This is a genomic window from Desulfosporosinus orientis DSM 765, from assembly GCF_000235605.1.
GTDB lineage: Bacteria > Bacillota > Desulfitobacteriia > Desulfitobacteriales > Desulfitobacteriaceae > Desulfosporosinus > Desulfosporosinus orientis.
In genome coordinates this window covers 527909-543168 of record NC_016584.1, presented here as the reverse complement: position 1 = coordinate 543168, position 15260 = coordinate 527909, and the positions used below count along the sequence as shown (strand labels likewise).

Annotated in this window: 19 protein-coding genes; 4 read left to right on the top strand and 15 right to left on the bottom strand. The window is 41.7% G+C overall.

Going from position 1 to position 15260, the window contains the following annotated elements; genetic code table 11:
* Positions 1-78: 78 nt before the first annotated feature.
* The 6 genes from DESOR_RS02700 to DESOR_RS02680 form a co-directional block, all read right to left on the bottom strand.
* Positions 79-717, bottom strand: coding sequence for a Fe-S-containing protein (locus tag DESOR_RS02700; RefSeq protein ID WP_014183077.1), 639 nt, complete (start codon positions 715-717; stop codon positions 79-81).
* A gap of 65 nt (positions 718-782) precedes the next feature.
* On the bottom strand, positions 783-941 hold the full coding sequence (locus DESOR_RS27705; protein WP_014183076.1) for a CcmD family protein: 159 nt from the start codon (positions 939-941) through the stop codon (positions 783-785).
* A 48-nt stretch (positions 942-989) separates the two neighbouring features.
* Complete coding sequence (locus DESOR_RS02695; RefSeq protein ID WP_014183075.1) at positions 990-1682, bottom strand: cytochrome c biogenesis protein; 693 nt, start codon at positions 1680-1682, stop codon at positions 990-992.
* Between the two features lie 3 nt (positions 1683-1685).
* Positions 1686-2360, bottom strand: a complete 675-nt coding sequence (locus DESOR_RS02690; RefSeq protein WP_014183074.1) for a heme exporter protein CcmB — start codon at positions 2358-2360, stop codon at positions 1686-1688.
* Positions 2360-3061, bottom strand: coding sequence for a heme ABC exporter ATP-binding protein CcmA (ccmA, locus tag DESOR_RS02685; RefSeq protein ID WP_014183073.1), 702 nt, complete (start codon positions 3059-3061; stop codon positions 2360-2362). Before ccmA ends, DESOR_RS02690 begins: the two co-directional genes overlap by 1 nt.
* A 50-nt stretch (positions 3062-3111) precedes the next feature.
* A complete protein-coding gene (locus tag DESOR_RS02680) occupies positions 3112-3369 on the bottom strand; it encodes a hypothetical protein (protein WP_014183072.1) in 258 nt (85 codons plus the stop codon).
* Between the two features lie 131 nt (positions 3370-3500).
* Here DESOR_RS02680 and DESOR_RS29220 point away from each other — a divergent pair, with 131 nt between their 5' ends.
* Positions 3501-3659: a hypothetical protein gene (locus DESOR_RS29220; protein ID WP_158308998.1), complete on the top strand. Its 159-nt coding sequence runs from the start codon at positions 3501-3503 to the stop codon at positions 3657-3659.
* Positions 3660-3848: 189 nt separating this feature from the next.
* Here DESOR_RS29220 and DESOR_RS02675 read toward each other — a convergent pair whose 3' ends face one another.
* From DESOR_RS02675 to DESOR_RS02660, 4 genes are read right to left on the bottom strand one after another with little or no spacing between them, the layout of a single operon-like run.
* Positions 3849-4325 carry a cytochrome c-type biogenesis protein gene (locus DESOR_RS02675; protein ID WP_014183071.1) on the bottom strand — a complete coding sequence of 159 codons (477 nt, stop codon included), beginning with the start codon at positions 4323-4325 and terminating at the stop codon, positions 3849-3851.
* Positions 4322-6295 (bottom strand): heme lyase CcmF/NrfE family subunit, encoded by a 1974-nt coding sequence (locus DESOR_RS02670; protein WP_014183070.1) that lies wholly within the window; start codon positions 6293-6295, stop codon positions 4322-4324. The genes DESOR_RS02675 and DESOR_RS02670 overlap by 4 nt, the downstream gene beginning before the upstream one ends.
* A 29-nt stretch (positions 6296-6324) precedes the next feature.
* Entirely contained in the window at positions 6325-6789 is a 465-nt protein-coding gene (locus DESOR_RS02665) for a cytochrome c maturation protein CcmE (protein ID WP_014183069.1), read from the bottom strand.
* A 19-nt stretch (positions 6790-6808) separates the two neighbouring features.
* Complete coding sequence (locus DESOR_RS02660) at positions 6809-7801, bottom strand: hypothetical protein (RefSeq protein WP_014183068.1); 993 nt, start codon at positions 7799-7801, stop codon at positions 6809-6811.
* Positions 7802-8448: 647 nt separating this feature from the next.
* On the opposite strand from DESOR_RS02660, the gene sigI reads away from it, so the two are divergent.
* Entirely contained in the window at positions 8449-9174 is a 726-nt protein-coding gene (gene sigI, locus DESOR_RS02655) for an RNA polymerase sigma-I factor (RefSeq protein ID WP_014183067.1), read from the top strand.
* Positions 9175-9178: 4 nt separating this feature from the next.
* Entirely contained in the window at positions 9179-10240 is a 1062-nt protein-coding gene (locus DESOR_RS02650; protein ID WP_014183066.1) for an anti-sigma factor domain-containing protein, read from the top strand.
* A 74-nt stretch (positions 10241-10314) separates the two neighbouring features.
* On the opposite strand, the gene DESOR_RS31120 is transcribed toward DESOR_RS02650, so the two are convergent.
* The 5 genes from DESOR_RS31120 to DESOR_RS02630 all read right to left on the bottom strand — a co-directional run bounded on the left by DESOR_RS31120 (position 10315) and on the right by DESOR_RS02630 (position 12661).
* The gene (locus DESOR_RS31120) at positions 10315-10581 is read right to left on the bottom strand and encodes a four-helix bundle copper-binding protein (RefSeq protein WP_486598914.1); all 267 of its coding nucleotides are present in this window, start codon (positions 10579-10581) and stop codon (positions 10315-10317) included.
* A gap of 318 nt (positions 10582-10899) precedes the next feature.
* Positions 10900-11160 (bottom strand): SHOCT domain-containing protein, encoded by a 261-nt coding sequence (locus tag DESOR_RS02645; RefSeq protein ID WP_014183064.1) that lies wholly within the window; start codon positions 11158-11160, stop codon positions 10900-10902.
* Between the two features lie 74 nt (positions 11161-11234).
* Positions 11235-11456, bottom strand: coding sequence for an SHOCT domain-containing protein (locus DESOR_RS02640; protein WP_014183063.1), 222 nt, complete (start codon positions 11454-11456; stop codon positions 11235-11237).
* A 13-nt stretch (positions 11457-11469) separates the two neighbouring features.
* Positions 11470-11904 (bottom strand): hypothetical protein, encoded by a 435-nt coding sequence (locus DESOR_RS02635; protein ID WP_014183062.1) that lies wholly within the window; start codon positions 11902-11904, stop codon positions 11470-11472.
* Positions 11905-12106: 202 nt separating this feature from the next.
* Positions 12107-12661 carry a GGDEF domain-containing protein gene (locus tag DESOR_RS02630; protein WP_242832444.1) on the bottom strand — a complete coding sequence of 185 codons (555 nt, stop codon included), beginning with the start codon at positions 12659-12661 and terminating at the stop codon, positions 12107-12109.
* A gap of 337 nt (positions 12662-12998) precedes the next feature.
* Here DESOR_RS02630 and DESOR_RS02625 point away from each other — a divergent pair, with 337 nt between their 5' ends.
* On the top strand, positions 12999-15194 hold the full coding sequence (locus DESOR_RS02625) for an RCC1 domain-containing protein (RefSeq protein ID WP_014183060.1): 2196 nt from the start codon (positions 12999-13001) through the stop codon (positions 15192-15194).
* Positions 15195-15260: the final 66 nt, after the last annotated feature.

Below are 15260 nucleotides of genomic sequence, written 5' to 3'. Positions count from 1 at the left end.
TCTAATGGTTGTCCCTATTGTAACTCTGGAAACCGATCATCTGATGAAAAAATTGTGAACTTTCCATGAAGAAACTCATTAATTAAGATTCATTTTAGTCGTCGTTGAAGAGTCATAATCTCGCGGCTTCCAATTTTTAAGTTCCTCTTGATTAAGAATAATTTTACCATTTTCCTTGTCAACCGAATAATTAAACTCTTGAGGCGGATACTTTGTGCAGCCGCCTGATAAGCCTGTCAAGTCGGCAATGGCCCAACGCGTAAAACAAACGTTACAAACTAAAACATCTCCTTCTATATGAAATTTGCGGGAATAACATGGTTCACAAAAACTGCTTGCCACAATAACTCGGCCGGCAGGACTTAAATAGGCCATAACAGGCAGTCCTTTCTGATTATTGCCGATATCAAAATTTTCATCATACATGGCATATAGAATTTTGTATTTCTCCAAATCATCAAGGGAGAGTTGAACTTGCCCGTTGCTAATCTCTGCTTTCACCTCAGTCATGTCAACAATTTTATTGGTATAATTGACACTTTTTCCTATTGAGTATTTATCATCAAATCCGGGAATTGCTTCCCTGGTTGAGAGGACAATAGCCACTGCCCCAATCACCATCAATGTACACAGACTTATTAAGACTATCTTCTGCCGCTTTTTGCGCTCTAAATCTAAAGCTGCAAAACGCGCCCGCTTCTCTTCCAGATTTGCCATGCTGATTTTTCTCCTTTCTCCCAATTTTTTCTTACTATCGAAGAGTCTGCTTGAAGACGGTTAAACTACTGGGGCAGCGTTACAGACTTACTGTTTATAATTTCTTGCAAACGTTTAAGCTCTTTCTGGAGCTTAGCTTGTCGTTTTCCCAGCCGCAAACTGTACCCGAAAATCAAAACCCAAATCATCGAATAGGCGAGAAACAAATAAAACAACGTATCCATAGCTGCACCTCCGTTGAGACTCTTTATTACTTATCGATCTCGGACTTCTTAGTTAAACATTTCATCTTTTAACCAACGAATCTCAGCTCTCATCCGTTCAATACGAACACTGCGAATCATGAAATAACCGTACAATAAACTAAAAGCGAACAGGCTGACAAAGAATGCCTGCAGCATGTCAGGTGCCAAAGCTATTCCATTTGAACTCACCAAGGCGCCGGGATGCATTGTTCTCCACCAACGAATGGCAAAGAAATCGATGGGTACAACTACAAAGGCCAAGATGCCAAACACTGCTGCAAGGCGAGCTTTCTTTTCTTCCTCGCCGATAGCTGAACGAAGCTTGCCATAGGCCAAATACAAAAACCACAGAATGAGAGTGGTCGTCAGACGTGGATCCCAAGTCCACCAAGTATTCCATATGGGTTTGGCCCAAATGGGGCCGGTAACTAGAACAATCGTTGTAAAAAACACACCAATTTCTGCCGATGATTGAGCGTAGATATCCCAGCTGACCCGCCTTGTTAAAAGGTAAGCAATGCTGGCAACAAAGACAACTAAAAAAGCAAGCATACCGACCCAAGCCGAAGCAACGTGAAAGTAAAAGATCCGTTGAATATCACCCATTGTTCTTTCAGTCGGAGCATAAACCAGTGCTAAATAAAGAGCTGCCAACATTGATATAAACGCAGACCAGGCCAGAATCGTTTCCATTACACGAGAACAGGTGCTTTTAGTCACAGTCTATACCTCCAGTAAATAATCGAAGAGAAGCATCGGTAATACGGTAAAGATAACTCCGAAGATAACAAGAATCTTAAGATAAAGATCTGTTCCGCCTCCCACTAGACCAAAACTGCCTTTAGTAACGATGACAGCGCTGATCAATACCGGAATTATCAGCGGAATTAAAAGAATTGGCATAAGAATCTCCCCGCTTTTTGTCGCTGAAGACAAAGCTGCCAAAAAGGTACCCACTGCCATAAAGCCATAGGTGCCAAGCAAAAGAGCTATGACGAACAATCCCACCTGCTGTGGTCCGGGGTAATTGAACATAATGAAGAACAGCGGAATGGTTACGCCTTCTACAATAATCATCAATAAGAGGTTCATGATCATTTTAGCCACGTAAATAGCACTGCGATCGAAGGGGCAGAGCATCAACCCTGATAAACAGTCATTCTGTTTCTCCATAGAGAAGGATCGATTAAGACAAAGCATTCCTGCAAAAATCATGGTAATCCAAATGAATCCCGGCAAAACCTCTGCCAGTAAATCTTTGTTTGGATTGACAGCAAATCCGAAAACAACTACCACCAATAGAGAAAATACCATCATCGAACTCAGCATTTCCTTACTTTGAAGCTCACTCTTAATTTCTTTCCATAGTAAACTTCTCACTTTTCTAAGGAAACTCATTAGACTCCTCCTACAACCTCTAAATAACGCTGCCTAAACTCTTCGCGCTGTAATCTCCGGGGATTGCAAGTGTAGATAATACGCCCACCTGCCAGAATCAGAGCTTGGTCACTCTGTTCCAGGCCCTGGTCAAAGTCATGGGTAATCAGGAACACTGTATGGCTGCTTTGAGCCAGCTGACTTAAAATTTGCTTTAAAACCCCTTTGGCTATTTCATCCAGTCCCGTATAAGGCTCGTCCATTAAAAGAATAGGCGGATTGTGGACCAGCGCACGAGCAATCGATAGTCTTTGCTGCATCCCGCGAGAGAAAGAATGTACCGGATCATCCGCGGCAAAGGACAGTCCCACTTCATTTAACAGCTGAGTTATCCTTTTTTTCAGGTTCGGCACTTCATACATCCTGCCGTAGAACTCCAGGTTTTCCCACGCTGTTAGGTTCTCGTAGAGAAAGGAGTGATGGGATATCAACCCTATCTTACGTCGCAGCGTTGAACCATTCTCCCTTACGTCCTGGCCATCAATCAGTACCTGCCCGCCTGAAGGTTTTGTCAGCATAGCCAGAATCTTCAGCGTTGTGCTTTTTCCTGCTCCATTGGGGCCAAAACATGTCACGAATTCCCCAGAAGCAATTTCCAGATCAATTCCCTTTAAAATTTGTTTATTACCAATTTTCTTAGTGAGACCTCGAGTGACGATCACAACGATTCCTCCCTGCCCTAAGATCCTCCATCCCGCATAAGATTGGTTTTCTAAGTATCTAAGATAGCCAGAGCTATTTTTGCATACTTGTTTTTCAAAGTCCGATAATCTTCTTCAGAAAGTTTCTTCATATGATAATCAAATTCGATTTCACTTAAGGTAGCCATAATCGCATCCTTTTCCCCGGTTATGTCTAGACTCGGCCATTCCCCTTGGCCCCTTTCATCTCCATAGCCTCTCCAGATTGGATAGCCTATTAAAGCTAAGGATACCAACCCCAATACCACGACTATTAAAACTGCAGTCAAAGGCTTCGCCCTCCAATCGCCTTTTATTATTAAAGTTGGGTTCTAACTCTAAAAAAGACCCTAAAGACAGGAAAAAGAATCCCTAGACCCGAAAGCAAGGGCAGCTTCGTCCATAGAAGCGAACCCATTGCATGGAGAGGCGGTATAAGCTCACAAGCGGCTGCGGGGATTGCGGAGCCAGGTTCACTTCAGGTACTACCCGGAGGTTTGGCGTAGCTCCCGCTGCCGCGCGTGGGCAAGCCTCGGAATGCTGCGGTGACGAAGACACTGTCTTCGCACGAATTAACTAATCTTGCAGGATATGGCGAAGCTGCCCGACCCAGGACACGAACCTCTTTCATCCTCTGCTGGTGCTGCGGCAGCGGCATGAACGGCTACTCTGAAAATTCGTTCCATAAAAAATGCCCCCAAAACCATTCTGAAGAATCCATAGACCCAAAAGATAGGGCAGTTTCGTCCACAAGAGTGTACCCATTACATTACAAATACTTCTTTAACTCTTCATCTAACCGATGGGCATCTTCTGGATCAAGAGGATCAGCTTCCTTTTCCTGCTGAGATGAACCAACCCATTTTTCTAAACCCAAGTATAGAAATGCACCTCCAGTCACAGTTGCTGCTAACGGCCCAAGCCAAATAACCCAATTAAATCCCCTTTTTGGCGGTGCAGCCAAGACTTTATCCCCATAAACCTCTGCCAAATAAGCATAGGTTTGTTCTTTATCCCAGCCGTCTTTGTACATCTTCTCTCGGATAATGCCCCTCAATTTTTGTGCAGCGGGGGTTTCACAGGCTGAAAGATTCATCATACAGCCATCAATAACACAAATTACACCGTTCTCTACATCCAATGGCAGAGGGCGTGTTTCCCACTCCTCACTGCCAAAGGCGGGAACTTGAAATATTAATAAGGCTGCCAGGACAATAATAACCGGCATTAGACCCAGTCTCTTCATTTCTGCCTCCTCTCCCTCATCCTCAATGACGGCCAAAGAGCAAAAATCGTTCCAAATATCAAAACGTAACCGCCGATCCATAGCCAAGCGACCAGCGGATTAACAAAAACTTTAAAAGTTGCCGTTCCATCCTTTTGCCAATCCGCTAAAACAATGTATAGGTCTTCTTTTAACGTCGAACGAAGTCCAACCTCGGTAGAAGGTTGATTCGAGGTAGGATAATATACTTTCTGCGGTTCCACGACACCTAGCAATCGACCATTATACCGGTCATAAACGCTGAAGGAGGCATAAACAGCCAGACGTAAATTACCCAGATCTTTTTCAGACAAATAATTGTACTTCAAAATATAGGAACCGATCTGCAAAGTTTCCCCAGGTCTGACCGTTTTAGTTAAATCAACATTGTAGGTGTGCGAACCTGTAACCCCTAACAGCATTAGCACCATGCCTAGGTGAATAATATACCCCCCATAACGCCGGCGATTTCGCAGGAATAATTTACCGATAGACCTCAAAAAAGACTCTCCAGTTAATCTTTGCCTCACCCGCGTCCCTAGGATAATTTCTAAGAAGATTGTAGAAATGCAAAATAAAGCTGTTCCAAAACCAGCCAACGCATAGGGGTTCCTGATTCCTAGTAAAAAAAGGTCCAAGACAGCAAAGGCTGTAAGAACGATAGGCACTAGAAAATTGTCAAACAAACCTTTAAGAGTCGCCTCGCGCCAGGCAATTAAAGGGCAAATTCCCATCAGAATGAAGAGAGCTAAGCCTAAAGGGGCACTTACTGTATTAAAGAAAGGGGCTCCCACAGAGACCTTTACTCCTTGAACAGCTTCAGAAATAATCGGGAACGTCGTTCCTAAGAGGACAGCGAAAGCTATGCCGACTAAGACTAAGTTATTTAACAAGAAGCTGCTTTCCTTCGAAAGGAAAGCCTCGAAGGACTGTCCCTGAGTAAGGAAGGCGCTTCGTTTTACAATCAAAATGATGCCAAAGGCCAGCATCAAGACAGTAAAAACTAAAAAATACAGCCCTAATTCGCTGCTGCCAAAAGCATGAACCGACGTAATAATGCCGCTGCGTACTAAAAAGGTGCCAAATAATGTGAGTACATAAGTAATGCTCACCAATGCTACATTCCATACCTTCAGCATATCTTTGCGCTCTTGGATCATGACCGAATGGAGAAATGCCGTACCGGTCAGCCACGGTAATAAAGAAGCATTTTCCACCGGATCCCAGCCCCAGTAGCCGCCCCAACCTAACTCCATATAGGCCCACTGAGCTCCGGCTAAGTTTCCTAAGCTTAGAAAAAGCCAAGCTATAACAGTCCAGCGTCGGGTAATCTTGATCCATTCATCACCGGAATCCTTGGTAATCAGGGCTGCCATCCCGTAAGCAAAAGGAATGGCAAACCCGACATAACCCAAGTAAGTCGTAATTGGATGAATGACCATGCCGGGGTTTTGCAGCATTGGATTCATACCTGCTCCTGCACTTACAACATCTCCTGGGTGCCAGCCGCTTACTCTTACAAAGGGATTTGTCAAAAAGGCCAATATAAAGAGAAAAAAAGCTGAGTTAAAAAGCAATATACCACTGGCATAGGGTGCCAAAAGTTTACCTTTTCGAGAATAGGCAACTATGACCGTATACCAAGACAGCAGGAACAGCCAAAGCAATAAAGAGCCGGAATTTCCCGCCCACCAAGCCGAGAAACGATAAAAGACGGGCAGATCCCGGCTTGTATATTCATAAACATATTGGATACTATAGTCTCCGCTTACTAGAAAGAAGACCAGAATTAAACTAGCTGCAGAACTCAGGATAGCCACAGCTAAAACTGCTCCCTTAGCACTCCCCATTAACGCTTGATTCTTAGTGCGTATTGATATCAGGAAAGCGAGCATTCCATAGATACTCAAAACCAGAGCCAAAACTATTGAAAAATAGCCTGCTTCAGCCATTTACATCCTCACTCCGATCTTGATTAGTACTACTTTTTAAGTCCTAGAGACTTCAAAAACTTGGTAACTCCACCCTCTGGCTGTGTTTGATCTGCCTGCTCATATTTTGAAGGACATTTGAGATTCAGATTATCAGCCTGGAAGGTGCCATCCTCGTTGAACTTGCCTTCCACCACTGCCGCGGTTGCCTCTTGAAAATTATCCGGTTTTACATCGTGATAGATGACTGTCAATTTCTTTTCAGGTTGTTCTTTGTCATAGATCTGAAATTTTAGTTCTACCGGGTTACTTCTCCCGTCAAAGGTTGCCGAAGCAGCATCAATTTGACCTTCGATACGATAATGTTTTCCATAATCAACACCATTATTTCCAGCTTCACTGACCATGAGATAATAAGCTGTATTTGTAGTGCTCAGCCCAGCGAGTATCAGGTAAAAGACAGCGGCCACGGTTATGAGAATACCGGCAGTTAATTTTAGGTTCTTTTTTCTCACAAATTACGCCTCCCCTGTACTACTGATGCTCTTCCTGAATTTCGGCAAAAAGTTGTTTATAGGTGTCCACATCAATCTTACCTTCCAACAACATATGCCGAAGTTTTATTTTTTCCAGATTTCTGGCCTCCGCCTCATGACGCGCTTCGAAAGCCGGTCCTATTTTCCGAGATATGCCCCCATCACTAATCTTCTTAGCAGAGTGTTTATTCTTATTTAGAGCTATAATTAGGATCCCCGCCAAAATGACAATAATCAATACAATTGGCAATATAACCTGAGGCTTACCAAGCTGATTGTTCCATGGAGACGAAGTACTTGGGGGAGTACTGTCACTATTTTGCGTCTTAGCAAAGCTTGGCGTATTATCCGATTTTATATAATCAACTTTAACTTGCACAACATCCTTTGATGTTCGATTTTTATAGTTTAAAGAATAAGTGTCCAGCCCTTTAGAATCTTTCCCCGTAGTACTTGCAGCAGGAGTGGTAACAAAACTACTAACATTTTTAGGCGTTGTAATCGTTAATTCTAAGTTATCCATATCATCTGCCGGAAAAAACATATAGTTAAATGTCTTATTCGGAGGGACTGAGCCATTATCATAATAAAACTCCAAATAGACGGGATAGTTTTGGTTGGGAGTAATGTCTTTAGTAATTTTCCAACTGAGCTTCACTTTGTTATCGCCTAGATCCTGAGTGGTGTACGGCTGACAATTATGCCCCCCTTGAGCTGTAATTTCACAAGCCATACCTATTTCCGCGCCCTTGGGGATGACAAAGGAAATAAGAGTATCTTTTTTTATGGTTTCTGTTCCGGGATTCGTAAAGTCTCCTTGGTAAATTACCAATGTTCTGGGGTCATCATATTCCGGCTTAACATCCACTTGAAAGTTTGTGGCTTTTAGACTGCTGCTCTTTGCCCATGCTGCATTAGGACTTAAGCCGTGTATACCTAAGCTAAGAAGAAGCAAAATCATCGTGAAAAGCAACTTTGTCTTTCTTGTCACTTATTAATCTCTCCTTGTGTTTATCAGCAAAGAATTAGGGTAGGGTACTACCCTATTTTCCCGACCAAAAAAAATAGATTTGAACTGTTATTTATTTTTCTGTCCGCCACAGCAGCTTGCTTAGCCATTATTTGTATCCTGCGGTTCTTTTTTTGAACTATGATTGTGTTGCCCGTGCATCCCACCATCGCAACAGCCTGCACCACCTGACCGATACAATGCCCAGAGGCAAACGCAGCAACTGCGAATGCTTTTTACCTTCAATGGCCTCTCTCTTTTTTAATCGTTTCAAACACTAGGATACTTTTGCTTATTTTCCTTGTCCTATTCTAATGTTACTTACATAATTCGACTAAGTTATGAATGAATTGTGAATTTCTCATGAATACAACTATAAAAAATATAAATTTTTACCAAGTCGAAGGAATTCACAACAAATTCATAAGTTTTTCACTGCATTTTCATATTGATTCGCTAGTTTAAAAGAAAGGCTCAGACTGAAAACGGTCTGAGCCTTTCTAACTAACCAAGATTGTGCTTTAGATATCAAGGGGTAGGTTGTAAAAAATTACCTTACCGGTATTTATTAAGGTACCCCTTAATTTTCTGATATGAATACGAAACTATCATTAAGTGGAGGGGTTGAAGTGTCAGAATTATCCATTCAGCAAACTTTACTGCTTGCAAAAGAAGGTAACGAAGTTATTCGAGAAGAGTTCATACAAAACCATAAACCATTCATTATTAAAGTCAGTTCCGACATTTGTAAACGTTATCTTACTTGGGGGAATGATGATGAACTCAGTATCGCCCTAGTGGCTTTTAATGAGGCCATTGATAGTTATAGACCAAATGATAAGGCATCTTTTTATGGTTTTGCGAAAACTGTTATTACTAGACGTTTAATCGATTATTTCCGCAAAGAATCTAAGCATAATGAGCTCCCTCTAACTGACTTGGAAACTGACAATGATAATTATGATTATGATTCCAGAGCATCATTTAAACTGTATAAAGTGGAAAAACAAAACAATGAATTTGCAGAGACCGTACAAAACTATACCATGACACTAGGCAGATATGGAATTACTATGGAAGACTTGGTGGAAGTCTCCCCCAAGCATAGGGACAGTAAAGAAACTTTATGGATAGTTGCCCAAACCCTTACTGAACACCCTAGTTTATTAAGTCATCTGACAAAAACCAAACTATTGCCCCTCAAAGAATTAGAACTCCTTACAGGTGTAAAGCGAAAGGTTCTGGAAAGAGGCAGAAAATATTTGATCGCCACAGCTTTAATCCTGTCAGATCCCGAATTTGAGTCCTTGAAAAGTTTTACACAGATAGGCTCTATGACCAGAGAGAGGAGTTAACCATATGAAAAAGGCAAGAGGCATTGTCATGAAAACAAGCGAAAAAACTACCATCATTTACTCCGACAGCGGTGACTATTTGAAGATTAAAACACCAAAAGCCACTCCTTCAATCGGTCAAGTTATTGAAGTAGATCTGCCCGTTCAAAACTCTTTAAGTACCAAACTCCTAAAGATTAGTTCCGTCGCAGCAATCTTGGTATTGGCCTTAAGCCTAAGCATTTTAAACATAATTTCAGGAACTGATACTGCTGCAGCAGCTATAGTGATGGATATGGATACAAGTACAAATAGTAGTACAAATTCTAGTCTGGAACTTTTAATCGACAGAGAAGCAAACCTTCTTGATGTAAACCAAGATTCCAGAAATATACCGTCATCATCCCTTGATCTTAAAGGAATGGACATCTATGCCGCGATAAATCAGATTATTGATAAAGCGTATAATCAAGGCCTGTTTAATCAAGGCAATTCCCTGATCCTTACAAGCATTATACCTATAGATAACCAACGGGCAGATGTTATTGATCAAGCAAAACTAAAAGATTCTATCAAGCAGCATATGGTTGAAAAGAAAATTACTGCGAGCATAATGGTCTTAACGACAGATGAAAATACTAAGAAAGCAGCCCAAAGTCTTGGCATGAGTGTGAATCATTACCAGATATATCAGAGAATCTTGGAACAAGGAACAAATAAAAATGCCAACCCATCATATTCTAAGGACACCTATCATATGTTGACCGAAGCTGACACTTCTTTAGTTACCCTTTTTCCCCACGATAGTATGACCATAACTCCTGAAGAGGATATGAATGAGGAAACATCCAACTCCATGGGAAATTCAATGATAACTAATAAAAACATGGAATCAATGAATTCCAATCAAGCGAATCCAAGTCAAAAGGACAGCACTGCTAACCAAACTAACGGATCAGTACCCTCCCAATCCTCAATGCCTGACAGCCAACATGCAATGGAAGCCCCATCAAATTCAATGTCCATGCCGGCAAAAAAGGATACAGCCCAACCAAGTGAACTAGGAGAGCATCGAATGATGAATTAAGCTTGTCCTGAATTTTATTTGAGTAAAACAAGCATCCTGCTCAATGGAGTATGGATGCTTGTTTTCTTATGTCTCTACATTGCAAAGGCTCGGCATTCCATTGCACAGTGTAAACAAATATGAGCACATTTTTGTGATTCTTTGTCACTAAATCTCGAACATTCATTTCCGCAAGCTTCACATATACTTGCACATAGACCTGCTATCGCCTTGCTGTAAGAACTATGGCGGGCAAGGTATTTCGCAGTCATAGTACAAATATCCGCACAGTCCCTGAGCAACAGTATCTGCCTATGCCTTAAATGAAGATCTTGGGAATGCATGAGGAGATGGGTAATCATGTGCTCACAAGTTGCTTCTCAATCTTGTACGGTTTTTATGATACTTGCGGGTGGCATTGGATGTGTATTCATAGGGATCTTCCTTTCATACTTCTCTGATCAGACTATGAATTGGACCTTAATTTGTGTATGTACATATTCTGATTTTTGTAAGAATACCTTAGCTAAACATAATTAAAGGTATTTATTAAGATAATAATAAAGACCCTTCGTGACCCATCACATCGCAGAAATCCCAGCCCGAACCGACCTAGTGATTCAAAAAGTCTTTGAAACTAAAAGCGACTAAGGAACAAATCCTCAGTCACTTTTTTAAGACTATTTTCTCTCCAGGTCGGCCTTTCGACTTTGAAACTCAGCAGAATCTATCTCACCGCGAGCATATCGTTCCCGTAAAATATCCAGAGCAGAATTATTAAATACCCCTCCTTTAGGGATATGCGAAGCGTTGCGGCGGAACAGGTAGACACCCAGTACAATAATCCCAATCCAAAAGACAAGCATTCCCAGCCCCATTATCCAATAGCCGCCGCTGCCATAACCACCATATCCCCATCCTCCCATCATGTTACCCCACATCACACAAATTCCTCCTTAATTGACAATATTTCAAAAAATCAACTATTAGCTTTAAACTAAAGATAAGCAATTAGTTACTCCTTATGAAGTGATATTGGTTGCTTTTGCCCTGTCAGTACTCCTTTCCGCTCGAGATATTCCTCTCGGTCAATCTCACCTCGGGCATAACGCTCATTTAAAATATCTAATACATTTGATGTATGAGATTGATTGTGCATACAGCATGTTCCATTAGAGTTTGATGGATACATAAAGTAAAAAGCTATAATCAGCAAGAAGATGAAACCAAACATCATTTATATCACCCCTCTAGTAAATTGATTTTGATGTCATTGTGTTTCCATTCATCATTGCACCTTGTGAACCAGTCATACTATTTCCGTTGTTCATCTTACTTCCACCATATTGGCTCATAAATTCGTTCATTTTATCAAGGTTCTCTTGTCCCATTTGAGCTTTGAGAGCCGGGTCCGAATTCATGAGCTCCTGCATTTTCTCAAAATCCCCAGCTTGCATTGCCTCCTGCATTCCCTGCGAATTATGGAGGTTTTGCATTTCATTTGAATTCATCAGCGCTTGATGTTCTTCTGAGGAAAAGGTTTTCTGCATAAACTCTTGCATTTGCCCAAACCATCCGCCTCTTTGCTGCTGGTTTGTATCGGCTAAGGCCGGTAAGGCCATAAGCCCGACTGCTAAAATTGAAGTACCTGCAATTGTTGTGATTTTCTTTGTTAGGTTTTTCATGTTATTATTCCTCCCTTTAATCATTTTTATTTTAGTTTGTTTGATTTGATTTGCTGTTTTTCTATGTCTTTAGTGTAGCGCTCTCTTACGACTAACTAATGAAAAAGTTGTGAATTTCTCATGAATAAGGGACCCTAACTTTAAAATCAGGGTCCCTCTGAGGCGTCATAAACTTAGAAAAGCTTTTTAAAAGAATTGTCTTCTAGCAAGATATTGTACAGTTCTTGCCACTTTTTTTTGCCCTTAAGAGAGCTTGGTCGGTAGACACTATAAGGTCATGTATTATCTGTCCGTCGTCAGGATAACTGGAAACGCCTAAAGAAACCGTAATCCGAGGGTACGATCCATTATCAAGCCTGCTTACCTTAAGGCGAATCTTTTCAGCCATTTTAAGAGCGTTCGTTTTATTACAATCCCTTAAAAGTAAAACAATCTCTTCTCCGCCATATCGGTAAACTCGATCTGTTGTTCGGACACACTCCATAATTGTTTGACCTACCGTAACCAGCACACTGTCTCCTACATCATGACCAAAGCGATTATTGAATTCTCGAAAATTATCTATATCAATAAAAATCAAAGAATAGTGACCATTATGTTCTAAACTCTTAATGTCTTCATCGAAAGCTCTTCGATTGAGTATGCCTGTTAAACTGTCGGTCTTGAGTTTCAGCCCCAGTTGCTTGTTAATATTCTTTAGTTTATTGAGTTTCCAAAGAAACAGTTCTACAGTAATGTAGTTTGCTAATCCAAACACTACACCTAAAAAGATACATTTAAAAATGAGGCTATTAATGAATGGAATAGTTATAAAGTGAGTTAACATCGAATTTATGATTCCAAAAATTACAAAAGCAATTAACAACCAAAGTCTGATAATACCCAACCCCCAATTTACTTTCCAATTTAATACTCTATAGTACCTAATTATCTTAATATACATCTATTATGAAATCAAATATTCACTCTAATAATAATTTCCGCAACTATTCACGTTAAACGCTCCCAAACTTTTACTATTGAGAAAAACCTTATAGTTTGTTATATTCAGGACGTTGTCATTATTAAATAATTACATTAAAAAGGAGAATTTCATGAATAAAACCTTAACACAAAAACTGATGTCATCCTTGGTTTTTGCTGTCACCTTGTTTGCTAGTTTGGTACCCGGTTCTTTAACTGGCGAACCCAAACCTGTTTTGGCCTCTCCAAGTGTTAGTCCCAGCTCGTCATCCTCGCAGCTCTCTGCGGGTCTTAATTTTTCCTTAGCCGTTGATGCTGACGGAAATGTCTGGGCCTGGGGTGATAATTCGGAAGGTCAACTAGGGCAAGGTGATGTTGATACAAACCCCGTCGTATCTCCTGTTAAAGTAAAAGGCCTTACTGATGTTATTTCAGTTTCCGCTGGCGGCGTTCATGCTTTGGCTCTGAAAGCAGACGGAACGGTGTGGGCCTGGGGAAACAACGAGTATGATCAGCTGGGTGTAGAGCAATCCTCCCCAATTACTCTGCCAAGACAAATTGACAGCCTGCAAAACATTGTAGGCATTGCAGCAGGCTTAGAATCGAATCTGGCCCTGGACAATCAGGGTCAGGTATGGGCTTGGGGCGGAAACGAGTACCAGCAAGTCAACAACACCGATGACCTGAAAATCTCAGATCCTCAAATAGTTAACAATCTATCCGGAGTGGTGAAAATTGCACTGGGAAGTGCCTGGTCATTAGCACTGAAAAATGACGGCACAGTCTGGACCTGGGGTGCACAAAAAGTACTTTTCGGCACCGATGGTCAAGAAGGCATCTCAGATTATACTGACCTGACTCAAATAAAAGGACTAGCCAATGTTGTCAGCATTTCAGCCGGTTTTAGCCATAGTTTAGCCTTAAAAAATGATGGAACAGTCTGGGGATGGGGCAGCAATGAAGTTCTGCAGTTGGGAAACACTGAACAGCCATGGTTTGATTCACCTGTTCAGATATCATCAATAAATAATGCCGTTTCTGTAAGTGCAGGTGCCTATCTCAGTATGGCTCTTGGCAAAGACGGCTCTGTTTGGACACTCGGTGCCAACGGAGGCGGCCAGCTGGGCAGCGGCAGTAGCTCCAGCAATCTGCCGGCTTCTGCAGCTCCACTAAAAGCGGCCAATATTTCTAAAGTCTCTGCAATTTCTGCCGGTTACGGCTTTGCTTTGGCAGGAACAGCAGGAAGTGTATGGGGCTGGGGAGATAATACCAAAGGACAACTAGGTTCTGGAAACGTTGACGTGGCTGGTCAAGACGGCTATGAAGGCACCAATGCACCTGTTCAGTCCTTACTTGAACTCAAGTCTGATTCAGAACCCTTGTTTAGCCGCGTAGCCGGCTACACGGCTGTCAACACCGCCATTGAAATTTCCAAACAAGGATGGCCAGAAGGTTCTTCAACCGTCATCTTAGCGACGGCCAATAATTTTCCCGATGCCCTGGCGGCGGCTACGTTAGCTCATCAATTTGACGCTCCTATTCTTTTAAATGACCGTAAGTCACTGAACCCTGACACTCAAGCAGAAATAACCCGATTAAATCCCAGTAAGATTATCATCGTGGGTGGAAGTGCAGTTATATCAGCTGAAATTGAAGAATCACTTAAAGAAAATTTTAGCGATGTCACTCGCCTGGCCGGCTGGGATCAATATGATACTGCCGCTAAAATTGCCGAGTATTTTTATGCTATCAACCCGGACGCTCCAAAAAAAGTTGTTATCGCCAATGGGGGCAACTTTCCCGATGCCCTTTCCATCTCTTCTTGGGCTGCCTATCATCAAATTCCCATCTTACTGACTAAGAATAATCAATTGCCGTCATCGACCACCATCGCCCTTCAGCAAAATGACATTGAAGATGCCATTTTAGTAGGAGGATTTGCCGTCATCAATAATGATGTAGCCAATAGTATTTCCTCAATTATCTCAGGCAACAGTGATTCTGGGGATAAAACCGGAACTATTGTACGTTATTGGGGTATGGACCAGTACGAAACAAGTATTGCTATCGCCAAGGGACTCCGGGCAAATATTGGCACGATTGTGATTGCCACTGGTGAAAACTTCCCCGATGCCCTTGCCGGGTCTGCTTTTGCAGCACGTACAGGCAGCCCGATTATTCTGGTTGACAAAGATTTAACTAAAGCCAGTGTCACGAACTTTCTAAGTGACAACAGCACCCAGATTCGCAACACTTATTTGCTCGGAGGAAGTGCGGTCATTTCAGATTCTTCCTTCATCTATTTGAGTAACTATTTTGCCAAGTAATCTTTATGTTTCTAATGAAATACCTTTCTCTAAAGGCAAAAGAGGGATGTCTGGAACTCTTAAAGT

What these genes read in the sequence shown, in the direction of transcription:
- DESOR_RS02670 (WP_014183070.1), bottom strand. Translation starts at nt 6,295, where the DNA reads ATGGCTGAAGCAGGCTATTTTTCAATAGTTTTGGCTCTGGTTTTGAGT.
- DESOR_RS31120 (WP_486598914.1), bottom strand. Translation starts at nt 10,581, where the DNA reads ATGATTACCCATCTCCTCATGCATTCCCAAGATCTTCATTTAAGGCAT.
- DESOR_RS02690 (WP_014183074.1), bottom strand. Translation starts at nt 2,360, where the DNA reads ATGAGTTTCCTTAGAAAAGTGAGAAGTTTACTATGGAAAGAAATTAAG.
- DESOR_RS02650 (WP_014183066.1), top strand. Translation starts at nt 9,179, where the DNA reads ATGAAAAAGGCAAGAGGCATTGTCATGAAAACAAGCGAAAAAACTACC.
- DESOR_RS02675 (WP_014183071.1), bottom strand. Translation starts at nt 4,325, where the DNA reads ATGAAGAGACTGGGTCTAATGCCGGTTATTATTGTCCTGGCAGCCTTA.
- DESOR_RS29220 (WP_158308998.1), top strand. Translation starts at nt 3,501, where the DNA reads ATGGAGAGGCGGTATAAGCTCACAAGCGGCTGCGGGGATTGCGGAGCC.
- DESOR_RS02635 (WP_014183062.1), bottom strand. Translation starts at nt 11,904, where the DNA reads ATGAAAAACCTAACAAAGAAAATCACAACAATTGCAGGTACTTCAATT.
- DESOR_RS02625 (WP_014183060.1), top strand. Translation starts at nt 12,999, where the DNA reads ATGAATAAAACCTTAACACAAAAACTGATGTCATCCTTGGTTTTTGCT.
- DESOR_RS02700 (WP_014183077.1), bottom strand. Translation starts at nt 717, where the DNA reads ATGGCAAATCTGGAAGAGAAGCGGGCGCGTTTTGCAGCTTTAGATTTA.
- DESOR_RS02645 (WP_014183064.1), bottom strand. Translation starts at nt 11,160, where the DNA reads ATGTGGGGTAACATGATGGGAGGATGGGGATATGGTGGTTATGGCAGC.
- DESOR_RS27705 (WP_014183076.1), bottom strand. Translation starts at nt 941, where the DNA reads ATGGATACGTTGTTTTATTTGTTTCTCGCCTATTCGATGATTTGGGTT.
- DESOR_RS02640 (WP_014183063.1), bottom strand. Translation starts at nt 11,456, where the DNA reads ATGATGTTTGGTTTCATCTTCTTGCTGATTATAGCTTTTTACTTTATG.